The sequence below is a fragment of the Amycolatopsis sp. NPDC004747 genome (assembly GCF_053601335.1).
The window spans coordinates 22,411-36,286 of sequence record NZ_JBSGBQ010000034.1; the positions used below are offsets into that span (position 1 = coordinate 22,411).

The 13,876-nt window shown below is 72.4% G+C and carries 14 protein-coding genes; 7 read left to right on the forward strand and 7 right to left on the reverse strand.

Annotated elements, in window-relative coordinates; all coding sequences use genetic code 11:
* Window positions 1-269: 269 nt before the first annotated feature.
* The 3 genes from ACWEGE_RS37895 (at window position 270) to ACWEGE_RS37905 (ending at window position 2,480) form a co-directional block, all read left to right on the forward strand.
* Window positions 270-782 (forward strand): hypothetical protein, encoded by a 513-nt coding sequence (locus ACWEGE_RS37895; protein WP_449665296.1) that lies wholly within the window; start codon window positions 270-272, stop codon window positions 780-782.
* 2 nt (window positions 783-784) lie between these two features.
* On the forward strand, window positions 785-1,270 hold the full coding sequence (locus ACWEGE_RS37900; protein WP_449665297.1) for a hypothetical protein: 486 nt from the start codon (window positions 785-787) through the stop codon (window positions 1,268-1,270).
* A 76-nt stretch (window positions 1,271-1,346) separates the two neighbouring features.
* Window positions 1,347-2,480, forward strand: coding sequence for a GuaB3 family IMP dehydrogenase-related protein (locus tag ACWEGE_RS37905; RefSeq protein WP_013222686.1), 1,134 nt, complete (start codon window positions 1,347-1,349; stop codon window positions 2,478-2,480).
* On the opposite strand, the gene ACWEGE_RS37910 is transcribed toward ACWEGE_RS37905, so the two are convergent.
* Window positions 2,464-2,658 (reverse strand): DUF397 domain-containing protein, encoded by a 195-nt coding sequence (locus ACWEGE_RS37910; protein WP_449665298.1) that lies wholly within the window; start codon window positions 2,656-2,658, stop codon window positions 2,464-2,466. The two genes, ACWEGE_RS37905 and ACWEGE_RS37910, sit on opposite strands and share 17 nt — an antisense overlap.
* Window positions 2,659-2,812: 154 nt before the next feature.
* Here ACWEGE_RS37910 and ACWEGE_RS37915 point away from each other — a divergent pair, with 154 nt between their 5' ends.
* From ACWEGE_RS37915 to ACWEGE_RS37925, 3 genes are all read left to right on the forward strand, one after another.
* Window positions 2,813-4,522, forward strand: coding sequence for an FAD-dependent oxidoreductase (locus ACWEGE_RS37915; RefSeq protein WP_449665299.1), 1,710 nt, complete (start codon window positions 2,813-2,815; stop codon window positions 4,520-4,522).
* A gap of 10 nt (window positions 4,523-4,532) precedes the next feature.
* On the forward strand, window positions 4,533-5,243 hold the full coding sequence (locus tag ACWEGE_RS37920; protein WP_449665300.1) for a maleylpyruvate isomerase N-terminal domain-containing protein: 711 nt from the start codon (window positions 4,533-4,535) through the stop codon (window positions 5,241-5,243).
* A gap of 72 nt (window positions 5,244-5,315) precedes the next feature.
* Window positions 5,316-6,821, forward strand: coding sequence for an FAD-dependent oxidoreductase (locus ACWEGE_RS37925; RefSeq protein ID WP_449665301.1), 1,506 nt, complete (start codon window positions 5,316-5,318; stop codon window positions 6,819-6,821).
* On the opposite strand, the gene ACWEGE_RS37930 is transcribed toward ACWEGE_RS37925, so the two are convergent.
* From ACWEGE_RS37930 to ACWEGE_RS37945, 4 genes are all read right to left on the reverse strand, one after another.
* Window positions 6,818-8,263: an aldehyde dehydrogenase family protein gene (locus ACWEGE_RS37930; RefSeq protein WP_449665302.1), complete on the reverse strand. Its 1,446-nt coding sequence runs from the start codon at window positions 8,261-8,263 to the stop codon at window positions 6,818-6,820. The genes ACWEGE_RS37925 and ACWEGE_RS37930 overlap by 4 nt on opposite strands.
* 55 nt (window positions 8,264-8,318) lie before the next feature.
* On the reverse strand, window positions 8,319-9,353 hold the full coding sequence (locus ACWEGE_RS37935; RefSeq protein WP_449665303.1) for a zinc-dependent alcohol dehydrogenase family protein: 1,035 nt from the start codon (window positions 9,351-9,353) through the stop codon (window positions 8,319-8,321).
* A gap of 133 nt (window positions 9,354-9,486) precedes the next feature.
* Window positions 9,487-9,927 (reverse strand): hypothetical protein, encoded by a 441-nt coding sequence (locus ACWEGE_RS37940; protein WP_449665304.1) that lies wholly within the window; start codon window positions 9,925-9,927, stop codon window positions 9,487-9,489.
* An 83-nt stretch (window positions 9,928-10,010) separates the two neighbouring features.
* On the reverse strand, window positions 10,011-10,574 hold the full coding sequence (locus ACWEGE_RS37945) for a DinB family protein (RefSeq protein WP_449665305.1): 564 nt from the start codon (window positions 10,572-10,574) through the stop codon (window positions 10,011-10,013).
* A 108-nt stretch (window positions 10,575-10,682) separates the two neighbouring features.
* Between ACWEGE_RS37945 and guaA the strand changes: the two genes are divergently transcribed.
* Window positions 10,683-12,239, forward strand: coding sequence for a glutamine-hydrolyzing GMP synthase (gene guaA, locus ACWEGE_RS37950; protein ID WP_449665306.1), 1,557 nt, complete (start codon window positions 10,683-10,685; stop codon window positions 12,237-12,239).
* Window positions 12,240-12,304: 65 nt separating this feature from the next.
* Here the strand turns inward: guaA and ACWEGE_RS37955 are convergent, their stop codons facing one another.
* The gene (locus tag ACWEGE_RS37955; protein WP_449665307.1) at window positions 12,305-12,547 is read right to left on the reverse strand and encodes a hypothetical protein; all 243 of its coding nucleotides are present in this window, start codon (window positions 12,545-12,547) and stop codon (window positions 12,305-12,307) included.
* Window positions 12,540-13,835: a PspC domain-containing protein gene (locus ACWEGE_RS37960; RefSeq protein WP_449665308.1), complete on the reverse strand. Its 1,296-nt coding sequence runs from the start codon at window positions 13,833-13,835 to the stop codon at window positions 12,540-12,542. The genes ACWEGE_RS37955 and ACWEGE_RS37960 overlap by 8 nt, the downstream gene beginning before the upstream one ends.
* Window positions 13,836-13,876 lie beyond the last annotated feature (41 nt).

The window sequence follows — 13,876 nt, forward strand, 5'->3', positions numbered from 1 at the left end:
GAAGCGCCGCTGTGACACGCACTCGCTAGGCGCCGGGGGCGGTGGAAGCGCCGCTGTGACACGCACTCGCTAGGCGCCGGGGGCGGTGGAAGCCCCGCCGAACGGAAGATCGAAGCACTCCGCGCCGACTACGAAAAGCAGTTCCAGCAGGAGCCGGTGCTGCGTTCGGACTCGGTGGGGAAGGTCTCCCTCTGAGTTATCGTGACCCAGCGTGCTTACGGTAATCGGTCTATCGCCTTGCGTGGCAGTCGTGGTGTGCACTAGGACACATGACGGTCCTGCGCAGAGGGTTCTTCACGGCCGTCGCCCTGGTGTCCCTCTTCCTCGGCGGCGTGGTGTGCCTGATGTGCCAGGTCCTGGCCGGCCGGGACGCGCCGACCTACCGCGTCGAAGGGCACGTGACGTCCCACACGCGCGGTGAGCTCCCGGTCGGCGGCTACCAGGACGCGGAGAGCCACACCATCGAGGTCGACGCCGCGGGCGGCCGGCACTACCGCGTCACCGCGGTGGATGCCGGCCTCGACCTGCAGGCGGGCCAGCCGGTGACGCTCGACGTCTCGACGGCCGACGGGAGCATCGCCTACCTGCGCGCCGGCGGCAGCGTCGTCGACCTGCGGTCCGGCGTGGTCCGGCCGGTGCTGCTGATCATCGCCAGCCTGCTGGCCCTGGGCGCGGTCTACTTCGGCGCGGTCCGGCTCAACGTCTACCCGCCGGTGGCGACCTGGCTGGCGCTGGCGCTGGGCGCGCTCCTGGCACCGATCGCCGTGTTCGTGCGGGTGTAGCCGTGACCCGGAACCTGTTCATCCCCGCGGTGAGCGCGGCCTTCGCCGGGGCCGTGCTGGCCTTGGGGGCGTACGGGGTTCTCGACGCGGGTGGGCCGGCCGAGACGGAAGAAGCCACCGTCGAGGCTCGAGGTCAGCACATGGCCGACAAGGGAGGCCGGCGGTACGACCTCGTCCTCCGCACGGCGTCCGGCGAGCACTTCGACGTCAGCTCGCCCGACGCGGCCCTCGACCTGGAGCCGGGGCTGCCGGTTCGCCTGGAAATCTCCGAGGTCGGGCGGTCGGTGCAGGCCGTGACGGCCGGCGGGCACCGGGTGGAGGTCGGGAATTCGCCCGTCGCGATCGGTGTCTTCGCGGTGGTGGTCGCGGTCATGGCGCTGTTCTTCACGGCGATCATCGCCGGGGACGCGGACCGGCCGGGCGTGGCCGCGCTGAGCGCGGCGGCCGGGTTCGCGGGCGGATTCCTGCCCGTGCTGCTGCTGTTCTAACCCCCGTGCGCGGGTCACCCACGCGGACTAGCGACAATGGGGCACGGCAGATTGTCGTCGTCGGAGGAGGCTTCACGTGCGGGACCTGGTCGAGATCGGGATGGGCCGCACCGCGCGGCGGGCGTACGACCTCGACGACGTCGAGATCGTGCCGTCGCGGCGGACGCGCTCGTCCTCGGTGGTGTCCACTTCGTGGCAGATCGACGCCTACCGCTTCGACCTGCCGCTCGTCACGCACCCGACGGACGCGATCGTCTCGCCCGGCACCGCGGTCGCCGTCGGCGAGCTGGGCGGCCTGGGCGTGCTGAACGCCGAGGGCCTCTGGGCGCGGCACGCGAACGTCGAAGACGCCATCTTCCAGCTCGTCCGCGCGGCCGAGGACCTCGAAGACCCGACCGCCGTCGGCCGCGTGCTGCAGGAGCTGCACGCCGCGCCGATCCGGCTCGACCTGCTGACCGAGGCGATCAAGACGGTCCGCGAATCCGGCGTCACGGTGGCCGCGCGGGTCAGCCCGCAGCACGCCGCCGAGCTGACCCCGGACCTGATCGCGGCCGGCGTCGAGATCCTCGTGGTCCAGGGCACGATCATCTCCGCCGAGCACGTCCAGCGCGACGCCGAGCCGCTGAACCTCAAGGAGTTCATCGGCCGCCTCGACGTCCCGGTCATCGCCGGTGGCGTCAGCGACTACCGCACCGCGATGCACCTGATGCGCACCGGCGCGGCCGGCGTCATCGTCGGCCACGGCTACACGCCGGGCGTGACGAGCACCGACCGCGTGCTCGGCATCGGCGTCCCGATGGCGACGGCGATCATCGACGCCGCGGCCGCCCGCCGCGACTACCTCGACGAGACCGGCGGCCGGTACGTGCACGTGCTCGCGGACGGCGGCATGACGGTGTCGGGCGACATCGCCAAGGCCATCGCGTGCGGCGCGGACGCCGTCATGCTCGGCTCGCCGCTGGCCGCCGCCTCCGACGCGCCCGGTCAGGGCCTGTACTGGACGGCGGCCGCGGCGCACCCGTCACTGCCGCGCTCGCGCGTGGCGGCGGGCCCCGACTACGCGGTCGACCTCAAGACCCTGCTGTTCGGGCCCTCGTCGGACGCGGAAGGTGTGGTGAACCTCTTCGGGGCGCTGCGCCGCGCGATGGCGAAGACGGGTTACTCGGACCTCAAGGAGTTCCAGCGGGTCGGCCTCACCGTCCGCCGGTGAGGTGGCCGAGGAACGCGGCGAACGCGGCCGCGGAGTAGACGAGGACCGGCCGGGGCACCGCTTGCTTGGTGTCCCGGACCCCGACCACGCCGGGGCCGGTGCCGATCTCGACGCAGGCGTTCTCTTCGAAGTGGCTGTGGCTCGACTTGCGCCAACCGGTGAGCGTTCGTGGGCTCATCCTGGTGTCTCCCGCCCTTGTGTCCCGACCGGCGGTGATTCGCCGACGTGGACATCGACCACCGTTGAGATTACCCACTGTTGTCGTCGGACAACCATAACCGGCGAGTAACTTACCTCTGGTCAGAACGCTGAGCCGGAGTTACGCTCCAGGTGTGACTGCCAGTAACACCACCACCAGCGCGGGTGGCCCCGACTACGACGTCGTCGTGGTGGGGTCGGGGTTCGGCGGCAGCGTCGCGGCGCTGCGGCTAACCGAGAAGGGCTACCGGGTAGCCGTCGTCGAGGCCGGCCGCCGGTTCGCCGACGACGAGTTCGCGAAGACGTCGTGGGACCTGAAGCGCTACCTGTGGGCGCCGCAGGTCGGCTGCTACGGCATCCAGCGCATCCACATGCTCAACGACGTCATGGTGCTGGCGGGCGCCGGTGTCGGCGGCGGCTCGCTGGTCTACGCGAACACGCTGTACCGGCCGCTCGAGCCGTTCTACCGCGACCGGCAGTGGGCGCACATCACAGACTGGGAGGCCGAGCTCGCCCCGCACTACGACCAGGCGAGCCGCATGCTCGGCGTCGTCACGAACCCGACGATCACCCCGTCGGACGTCGTGATGCGCGAGGTCGCGAAGGACATGGGCGTCGCCGGCTCGTTCCACCCGACGCCCGTCGGCGTCTACTTCGGCAAGCCGGGGGAGAAGGCGGCCGACCCGTACTTCGGCGGCGCCGGCCCCGAGCGCGTCGGCTGCACCGAATGCGGCTCCTGCATGACCGGCTGCCGCGTCGGGGCGAAGAACACGCTGGTCAAGAACTACCTCTACCTCGCCGAGCAGGACGGCGCGAAGGTCATCCCGCTGACGACGGTGACGTCCGTGCGGCCGATCGACGGCGGTTACGAAGTCGGCCTCAAGAAGACCGGGACCACCTCCAAGAAGTTCCGCACGACGATCACCGCCGAGAAGGTCGTCTTCGCCGCCGGGACCTGGGGCACCCAGAACCTGCTGCACCGGATGAAGGACACGGGCACGCTGCCGCGGCTGTCGCGCCGGCTCGGCGAGCTGACCCGCACGAACTCCGAGGCCATCATCGGCGCGGCCCGCACCGACGTCGACGAGAGCCGGAACTTCAGCCGCGGCGTCGCGATCACCTCGTCGATCCACCCGGACGAGAACACCCACATCGAGCCGGTCCGCTACGGCAAGGGCAGCAACGCGATGAGCCTGCTGCAGACGATCGCGACGGACGGCGCCTCGCCGGTGCCGCGGTGGCGGCAGGCGGTCACGTTCATGCTCAAGCACCCGGTCCAGGCGGCGAAGCTGCTCAACGGCTACCGCTGGAGCGAGCGCACGGTGATCCTGCTGGTGATGCAGAGCCTGGACAACTCGATCACCACGTACACGAAACGCGGGCTGTTCGGCCGCCGCAAGTACACGTCCAAGCAGGGGCACGGGGAGCCGAACCCGAGCTTCATCCCGGCGGGGCACGAGGCCAACGAGCGCACGGCCGAGCACATCGGCGGCATCGCCGGCGGCACCTGGGGCGAGATCTTCGACATCCCGCTGACCGCGCACTTCATCGGCGGCGTCCCGATCGGTTCGTCCGCCGAGGAAGGCGTCATCGACCCGTACCACCGCGTGTTCGGCTACCCGGGCCTGTCGGTGGTGGACGGCGCGGCGATCACCGCCAACCTCGGCGTGAACCCGTCGCTGACGATCACGGCCCAGGCCGAGCGCGCGTTCTCCTTCTGGCCGAACAAGGGCGAAGAGGACCTGCGGCCCGCGCAGGACGCGCCGTACGCCCGGCTGGAGCCGATCGCGCCGAAGAACCCGGCCGTCCCCGCGGACGCCCCGGCGGCCCTGCGGCGGTCCTAAGATCGAGGCCGTGACGACGGCATCGGAGAAGGCACACGCGCTGCTCGACGGCATCCGGAAGCTCGACGACGAATGGGCGCGGGCCATCGGCGGCCTCGGCGAACCCGAGCTGCGTGCGCCCAGCGCGTTGCCCGGCTGGTCGCGGGCGCACGTGCTCGCGCACGTCGCCCGCAACGCCGATGGCCTGCAGAACCTGCTGACCTGGGCGAACACCGGCGTCGAAACGCCGATGTACCCGAGTGCCGAAGCCCGTGAGCGGGACATCGAAACCGGCTCCCGGCAGGCGGCCGCCGACCTGCTCGCGGACTTCGTCGCGTCGGCCGGGCGGTTCGAGCAGTACGCCGCCGCGCTGCCGGACGACGCCTGGGCGCGCGAAGCCCGCAACCGGCAGGGCGATCCCGTCACCGGGGCCGTAGTCGCGCGGATGCGGCTGTCCGAGCTGACCATCCACCTCGCCGACCTCGACCGCGGCTACGACCTCGACCGCGTGCTCGCGCTGCTCGGCCCGCTCACCGAGGACGTCGTCCAGCACGCCATCACCTCGCGCGGAGCCCACCTGCCGGCGCTGCGCCTGGCCGCCGACGGGTTCGAGTGGACGATGGGCACGGACCCGAAGACGACCGTCCGCGGCTCGGCCGGGGCGCTGCTGGCCTGGCTCAGCGGGCGCTCCGACGGCGCCGCCCTCGACTGTGCCGTGCCCCGGATCCCCGCCTGGGCGTGACCGGCCCGCTCCGCCCGGTGAAGGCCTTGCGCCCGCTCTACACTGGGCGTTCCCGGCACCGAGGAGTCCGCTGTGGACAGTGAGCACGACCAGGGGCGGCCCGGCGTCCGCCGCCGGACGTTCCTGCGGGTCGCGGGCGTCTCGGCGGCCGGTGCGGTCGCCGCCGCCTGCGGGCCGCCGAACCCCGCGGCCCCGGTCGCCTCGACCGCCCCGGCGACCTCGACCTCGGCCCCGCCCAGCACCGGGCTGCCGACCGGGCCACCGAACTGGGACGAGCTGCGCACCCAGCTGACCGGCGCGCTGCTGCGGCCGGGCACCGACGGCTACGACACCGTCAAACACGGCTTCAACCAGCTGTTCGACGGCAACAACCCGGTCACCGTGGTGACCGCGTCGACCACCCAGGACGTCCAGGCCTGCCTCCGGGCGGCCGCCGGCCGCGTCACGATCGCCGCGCGCAGCGGCGGCCACAGCTACGCCGGTTACTCGGTGCCCGTCGGCGGGCTGGTGGTCGACGTCGCCGCGCTGAACAAGGTCGACGTCCAGGGCGGCAAGGCCGTGATCGGTGCCGGCGCGAAGCTGAAGGACGTCTACGCGGCGCTGGCGCGGGCCGGGCGCGCGCTGCCCGCCGGGTCCTGCCCGACCGTCGGGATCGCCGGGCTGACCCTCGGCGGCGGCATCGGCGTGCTCGCCCGCAAGTACGGCCTGACCTGCGACCACCTGAGCTCCGCGCAGGTCGTCACCGCCGACGGCCGGGAGCTCACCGCCTCCGCCGGGTCCGAACCGGACCTGTTCTGGGCGCTGCGCGGCGGGGGCGGCGGCAACTTCGGCATCGTCACCGAGTTCACCTTCGACACCGACCCGGCGCCACCGCAGCTGACGGTGTTCTCACTGCACTTCCCGGCCGGGGCCGCGAGCGGCGTGCTCGCCGCGTGGCAGCAGTGGATCGCCGCGATGCCGCCGGAGCTCTGGGCGAACCTAGTCCTCTCGGGCGGCTCGCCGGTGCAGTGCCGCGTCGGCGGCTGCTACGTCGGGGACGCCGCCGGGCTGAACACGCTGCTCAACAACCTGACCACCAACGCAGGCGCCCGGCCGACGCAGCGCCTGGTGAAGACCCTGGACTACCTCGGGGCCATGAAGTACTTCGAAGGCAGCTCGAACCGCCAGTCGTTCATCGCGTCCTCGCGGATGATCACCACCCCGGTCGACGCCGCGAAGGTCGTCGCGGTCGCCGACGGCAGGCAGGGCATGGACCTGCTCATCGACGGTCTCGGCGGCGCGGTCGCCGGGCCGGCCAAGGACGCCACCGCGTTCTGGCACCGCGACGCACTGGCCAGCGTCCAGGTCTACGCGCCCGCGACGGCGAAGACCCGGACGAAGGTCACGCAGACGGTCGGCGAAGCCGTCGCGGGCCTGGCCGCGGCCGGCGCGGGCGGCGGGTACGTCAACTACATCGACCCGGCCCTGCCCGACTGGAAGACCGCCTACTACGGCGACAACGCGAAGCGGCTGCAGGACGTCGCGAGCAAGTACGACCCCCACAACGTCTTCCGGTTCGGGCAGGGCGTCAACAGCTAGAGGTCGATACCGGTGAAGACGGTGACCCGCTCTTCGGTCAGGTCGTGCATCGCGGCCAGGACGCCTTCGCGGCCGACGCCGGATCCCTTGACGCCGCCGTACGGCATCTGGTCGGCGCGGTAGGACGGCACGTCGCCGATGATCACGCCGCCGACCTCCAGCTCGGCCGAGGCGTGGAACGCCAGCTGGACGTCGGTGGTGAAGACGCCCGCCTGGAGGCCGTACGCGGATTCGTTGACCGAGCGGAAGGCCTCGTCCACTCCCTCCACAATGGACACCGCGAGCACCGGGCCGAAGATCTCCTCGCTCCAGGCCTTGGTGTCCGGCGGGACGTCGGTGAGCAGGGTCGGGGCGACGGTCGCGCCGTCGCGGGTGCCGCCGGTGAGCACCTTCGCCCCGGCCTCGACGGCCTCGTCGATCCACGCGACGATCCGTTCCGCGGCGGCTTCGTCGACCACCGGGCCGACGTCGGTGTTGCGGTCGTACGGGTCGCCGGTGCGCTGCGCCTCGACGGCTTCCACCAGCGCGGGCACGAACTCCTCGGCCACCGCGGCGTCGACGATCACCCGCTGCACGGCGATGCAGGACTGGCCGGCCTGGTAGTTGCCGAAGGTGGCGATGCGGTGCGCGGCGCCTTCGGGGTCGGGCCAGTCGCGCAGCACGACCGCCGCCGCGTTGCCGCCGAGCTCGAGCACGACGTGCTTGCGCGGCGCGGCGTCCTTGAGCGACCAGCCGACCGGGCCGGAGCCGGTGAACGACACGACCGGCAGCCGCGGATCGGCGACGAGCGCCTGTGTCTCCTCGTTCCCCAGTGGCAGCACGGAGAACGCGCCCTCCGGCAGATCCGTCTCGGCCAGGATTTCGCCGAGGATGAGCGCCGACAACGGCGTCCGCGGCGCGGGCTTGACGATGATCGGCGCGCCGATCGCCAGCGACGGCGCCACCTTGTGCGCCACCAGGTTGAGCGGGAAGTTGAACGGCGCGATGCCGAGCACGGGCCCGCGCGGGACGCGGCGGGTCAGCGCCAGCCGCGCCTCGCCCGCGGGATCGGTGTCGAGGCGCTGGACTTCGCCGGTGAAGCGGCGGGCCTCCTCGGCGGCGATCCGGAACACCGACACCGCGCGCTTGACCTCGGCCTCGGCCCACTTGAGCGGTTTGCCGTTTTCGGCGGTGATCACCTCGGCGATCTCCTCGGCCCGGGCGGCGAGCACGCGCGAGACGTGGTCGAGCGCGCCCGCCCGGACGTGCGCCGGCGTGCCGCGGAACTCGCGCGCGACCGAGGCCGCGGCGGCCACCGCGCGTTCGACCTGGTCCGGCCCGGGCACGGCGACCGTGGCGACCTCGCTGCCGTCGTACGGGTGGTGCACGACGAGGGTGGTGGCGCCCGGCTCGGGGCGGCCGGCGATCCAGGCGGGGCGCGGCTCGGGGGTGATCATGTCCATGCGTACCAACGTAATCCGGGTGGGGGTGCGGCCGGCGGACCCCCACCCGGACGGGTCACGGCTTGATGAGCACCTTCAGCGCTTCGCGGTCCGCCATCGCGCGGTAGCCGCCGGGGATTTCTTCGACGCCGATGGTGCGGTCGAAGACCCTGCCCGGCTGGTACCTGCCGTCGAGGACGTCCGGCAGCAGCTCGGGGATGTAGTGCCGGGCCGGGGCGACGCCGCCGGTGACGGTGACGTTCCGCCGGAACAGCGCCGGGCCGATCGGGCCCTCCTCGTACTGCGGGACGCCGACGCGGCTGACCGCGCCGCCCGCGCGCACGACCCCGACGGCCATCTCGAAGGCGGGCTTGGTGCCGACGCATTCGAGGACGGCGTGGGTGCCCTCGCCGCCGGTCAGCTCGCGGACCTTCGCGATGCCCTCCTCGCCGCGCTCGGCGACGACGTCGGTCGCGCCGAACTCGCGGCCCAGGTCCGTCCGCGCCCGGTGGCGTCCCATGAGGACGATCCGCTCGGCGCCGAGGCGCTTCGCGGCGAGGACGGCGGAGAGGCCGACCGCGCCGTCGCCGATCACGGTGACGTTCTGGCCCTTCGTGACCCGCGCCTTCGTCGCGGCGTGGTGGCCGGTCGGGAAGACGTCCGACAGCGTGAGCAGCGACGCCAGCAGCCCGTCGTCCTCGGTGTGCGGCACCTTGACGAGGGTGCCGTCGGCCTGCGGCACGCGCACGGCCTCGCCCTGGCCGCCGTCGACGCCCTTCGCGCCCCAGAACCCGCCGTGCACGCACGACGTCTGCAGGCCTTCGCGGCAAAACTGGCAGGTGTTGTCGGAGTAGACGAAGGGGGCGATGACGAGGTCGCCCTTGGTGACGGTGGTGACGTCCGCGCCGGTCTCCTCGACGATCCCGAGGAACTCGTGCCCGATCCGGCGGCCGTGCTCGCTCGGCGCCATGTCGGCGTACGGCCAGAGGTCGCTGCCGCAGATGCAGGACCGGACGACCCTCAGGATGACGTCGGTCGGCTCGGCCAGTTTCGGGTCGGGGACGGTCTCCACCCGCACGTCGCCGGCGCCGTAGATGACTGTCGCTCGCATGCAAGTCCTTTCATTAGCTTCGCTAAGTAAGACGGACGGCGAGGGGACGGCATTCCGGCCTGTGGTTCTCGTGACAACCGGCGGGGCTCCTTGGGGATTTTCGGGCATCGGCGCCCGCACCGCATCCCGCGGCTCAGTCGGGGTAGTGGCCGCCGAGCCGGCACCAGTGTGCGACCAGGTGGGGCTGCACCGGAACCGCGAGGAGCTCGGCGAGATCCGCTTCGGCCCGCCGGGCCGCTTCTTCGGTGCGCTGCCACTCCCGGTCTTCGTCCGGGTGCTCGGCCGGGCCGCCCAGCTCCGCCCGGGCCTGTGCGGCGGCGATCCGGTCGCACCGCAGCTCGTCGGCCCGGCCGAGGTCCTCGGTGTGCCGGGCGTCGAGGATGATCCCGCTGCCCGACTGCGCGCCGTAACGGACGGCGATCCGCAGGAGGTCGTTGCTGAACGCGCGCGCTTCGGCGGGCAGCCAGGACAGCCGTTCCCAGTCGGGCGGTGGCTCGTCGTCGGCGCGGCAGACCACGTACCCGGGCACGTCGCACCAGGTCAGGGCGCCTTGCGGACGGAGTCGGTAGAGCATGCGTGGGGTCCCCCTCGGCGGTGGCGGGCCCCGGCCGGACCCGCCCTCGGTACCCGGTGAATCGGGCGGGCGGTGACTCGGTGTTACACCGAGGCCGCCGGTCGCCGGCTCCGGTACAGGTCGCGCAGCAGGAGCACCTCGGCGCAGTGGTGGATCACCTCGCGGTTGATGTGCAGCACCAGCGTCGCCATCGGGTACTTCGCGTACGGCCCCTCCGCCGGGCCGCACGGCCGCGCCAGCCCCTCCTCGTCGAGGGACCGCACCCCGGCGGCCCACTGCGCGTAGAGCTTGTCCAGTTCCGACAGCGCTTCGGCCGCCGTCCCCGGGTAGGGGTAGCTGTCGTAGCCGATCGGCGCCCCGCCGAAGTGCGCTCCGATCCGCGCGCCCAGCACGCCGACCAGGACGTGCCCGAGCCGCCAGGCGATCGTCGTGACCGGCGGGGGTGCCGGCTCGGGGTAGGCCCAGTCGATGGTGAACGGGCCGGTGCCCGGTTCGTCGTCCGACTTCCGCGGCCGCACGGTCCAGCAGCCCGGGGCCGGTTCCCAGCGGTACTCGTCGTCGGTGAGCCCTTCGAGCTTCGGGCGCGTGTGCACCTTCCAGTGGAAGTCGAGCTGGTCGGTCAGTTCCTTCGTCCAGTTCACGGCCATGGCGGGCACCGTAGGCCCGATCGCGGACAGGGCCCGCCCTGGATCCCGGGTGACCGGGCCCACCTGGGACGATGGAGGCCGAACCCACTTCTCGTCTGGAGGCGCCAGGTGCCCAACCCCACCGGTCCGGTTCTCGTCGTGGACTTCGGGGCGCAGTACGCGCAGCTGATCGCCCGGCGCGTCCGCGAGGCACAGATCTACTCGGAGGTCGTGCCGCACAGCGCGTCCACCGAAGAGATCCTCGCGAAGAACCCCGCGGCCATCATCCTGTCCGGCGGCCCTTCGAGCGTGTACGCCGAAGGCGCGCCGGGCATGGACCCGAAGCTCACCGAAGCCGGCGTGCCGATGTTCGGCATCTGCTACGGCCACCAGCTGCTGGCCAGCGCGCTCGGCGGGGTCGTCGAGCCGACCGGCGTCCGCGAGTTCGGCCGCACCGAGGTCCGCGTCACCGGTGACGGCGGCGTCCTGCACGCCGGCCTGCCCGCGCACCAGCCCGCCTGGATGAGCCACAACGACAGCGTCACCAAGGCCCCGGAGGGTGCGGTCGTCACCGCTTCTTCGGACGGCGCCGCGGTCGCCGGCTTCGAAGACGTCGAGCGCCGCTTCGCCGGCGTCCAGTACCACCCGGAGGTCGCGCACTCGCCGCACGGCCAGGAGGTGCTGCGCCGGTTCCTGCACGACATCGCGGGCATCAAACCGCAGTGGACGACGTCGTCGATCGTCGAGGAGCAGGTCAAGCGGATCAGCGACCAGATCGGCGACGGCCGGGCCATCTGCGGCCTGTCCGGCGGGGTCGACTCCGCGGTGGCCGCGGCGCTGGTGCAGCGCGCCATCGGGGACAGGCTGACCTGCGTGTTCGTCGACCACGGCCTGCTGCGCGCAGGGGAGCGCACCCAGGTCGAGCGCGACTTCGTCGCCGCCACCGGGGTCAACCTGGTGACCGTCGACGCGCGCGAGCGGTTCCTGGACGCGCTGGCCGGCGTCACCGACCCGGAGCAGAAGCGCAAGATCATCGGCCGCGAGTTCATCCGCGTCTTCGAGCAGGCCGAGCGCGACCTCAAGGCCCAGGGCGACTACAAGTTCCTGGTCCAGGGCACGCTCTACCCGGACGTCGTCGAGTCCGGCGGCGGCGAGGGCACGGCGAACATCAAGAGCCACCACAACGTCGGCGGCCTGCCGGACGACCTCGAGTTCGAGCTGGTCGAGCCGCTGCGGCTGCTGTTCAAGGACGAGGTCCGGCGCGTCGGCTCGGAGCTGGGCCTGCCGGAGACGATCGTCCAGCGCCAGCCGTTCCCCGGGCCGGGCCTGGGCATCCGGATCATCGGCGCGGTCGACCAGGAGCGGCTCGACACCCTCCGCGCGGCGGACCTGATCGCCCGCGAGGAGCTGACGGCGGCCGGGCTGGACCGCAGCATCTGGCAGTGCCCGGTGGTGCTGCTGGCCGACGTCCGCAGCGTCGGCGTCCAGGGTGACGGCCGGACCTACGGGCACCCGGTGGTGCTGCGGCCGGTGTCGTCGGAGGACGCGATGACCGCGGACTGGACGCGCCTGCCCTACGACGTCCTGGAGCGGATCTCCACGCGGATCACCAACGAGGTCGCGGAGGTCAACCGGGTGGTGCTGGACGTGACGTCCAAGCCGCCGGGCACCATCGAGTGGGAATGAGTCCACTGTAGACAGGCTCGAGGCCCCGGCGTGGGATCCGGGGCCTCGAGGGTTTTTCGGGTGGGTCAGCGCCGCCGCTTGCTGCCGAACGACGCGCCGAGCAGCATCAGCCCCACGAACACCGCGCCGCCGGCGATCACCCAGCGGAAGTCGAACGAGGGCAACCAGCTGGCGCCGTCCGAGAGGACGTACGCCGACACCACCAGCGTCGCGATGCCGAAGATCAGGGTGAAGAAGTCCACGCCACCGCGCTTCGCCGGCTGGGTGTCGGCCGGTTCGTCGTAGGCGTAGGGGTTCTGGTCAGCCACGCCGCACCTCCACGTTGCCCACGCTGTTCGAAACCTTCAGGGTGATCTGCTGGCCGCCCGGGCCGTCGGGGCCGTAGTCGGTCCCGGTCAGCGCGTCCTGGCTGATGCCGTTCGAATCGCGGTCGAAGCACGACGCCTCGCCCGCCCCGGTGTGGCAGTCGAAGGTGACGTCCGCGTTCTCCGGCACGATGACCTTGGTGTCGCCGGCGCCGTTGGACACCGCCGTCGCGTACGGCGCGCCGGCGGGCAGCTTGGTCAGGTCGAGGTCGATGTCGCCCGCCGCGTGCTGGTAGACCGGCTTCAGCTCGGCCAGTGAGTGCGGGATCGGGTTGAGGTCGCCGACGCCGCCGCGGACGTCGAAGTTCTTGAACGGCGCCGCCGTCAGGATCAGCCCGGCGATGGCGAGGGGGATGGCGAGCCCGATCAGGCCGCGGCCGCCGCGGGCGAACGCGCCGGCGACCAGGCCGATCCCGACCACGCCGAGCACCAGGCCGATGATGTGCTGCGCGGTGAACCAGGTGGCGCCGTTGAGGGCGGCCAGCACCGCGCCGCCCGCGGTCAGCACGGCGATGGCGAACGTGGCGGAGCCGACCTTCGACCGCGGACCGAGCTGCGAGCCGTGGTGCGACGACCGCGGACCTCGCTGCGAGCCGTGGTGCGCGGGTGGCGGTGCGGGCTGCGGCTGCGGCGCGTCGGGGAGGTCCCAGCCGGCCGGGTCGGCGGCGAGGGGATCCCAGCCGCGCGCCGGCGAAGGCGCCTCGGCGGTGTCGGTCATGGTGAAGGCTCCGTTTCCGGTGAAGGCCGGGTGGGACGACCGCGCGACGACCGGCGCGGGGCGGTTCTCGTGGCCGCGGCTGCGGTGCAGCAGGTAGAGCGCGGCGGCGATGAGGGCGCAGCTGATCAGCCCGCCGCCGTCGAACCACGACCCGGTGATCGAGCCACCGGCGCTGACGACGGTGAGGACCATGAGCACGACGGCGAAGGCGGGCGAAACCGACGACCGGCCGCGCCCGATGAGGCCTTCGAAGCCGGAGACCTCGTCGCTCTCGCCGGGCAGGAACAGCCACCCCAGCAGGTAGAAGGGAACGCCGAAGCCGCCGAAGATCGTCGTGACCACCAGCGCGATCCGCACGACGACGGGATCGAGGCCGTACCGGTACCCGATGGCGGCGGCCACGCCGGCGAGCTTGCGCCCGGCGTGCGGCCGCCGCGGCCGGCTGGCCCAGAAGTCCTTCACGGTTTCCTCGAAGCCGTCCAGGACCCCCGGCTTCGTGCTCGCACCACTCATACCGAGAAGCATGCGTCACCGGGGTCGGCGGGACATCCGGG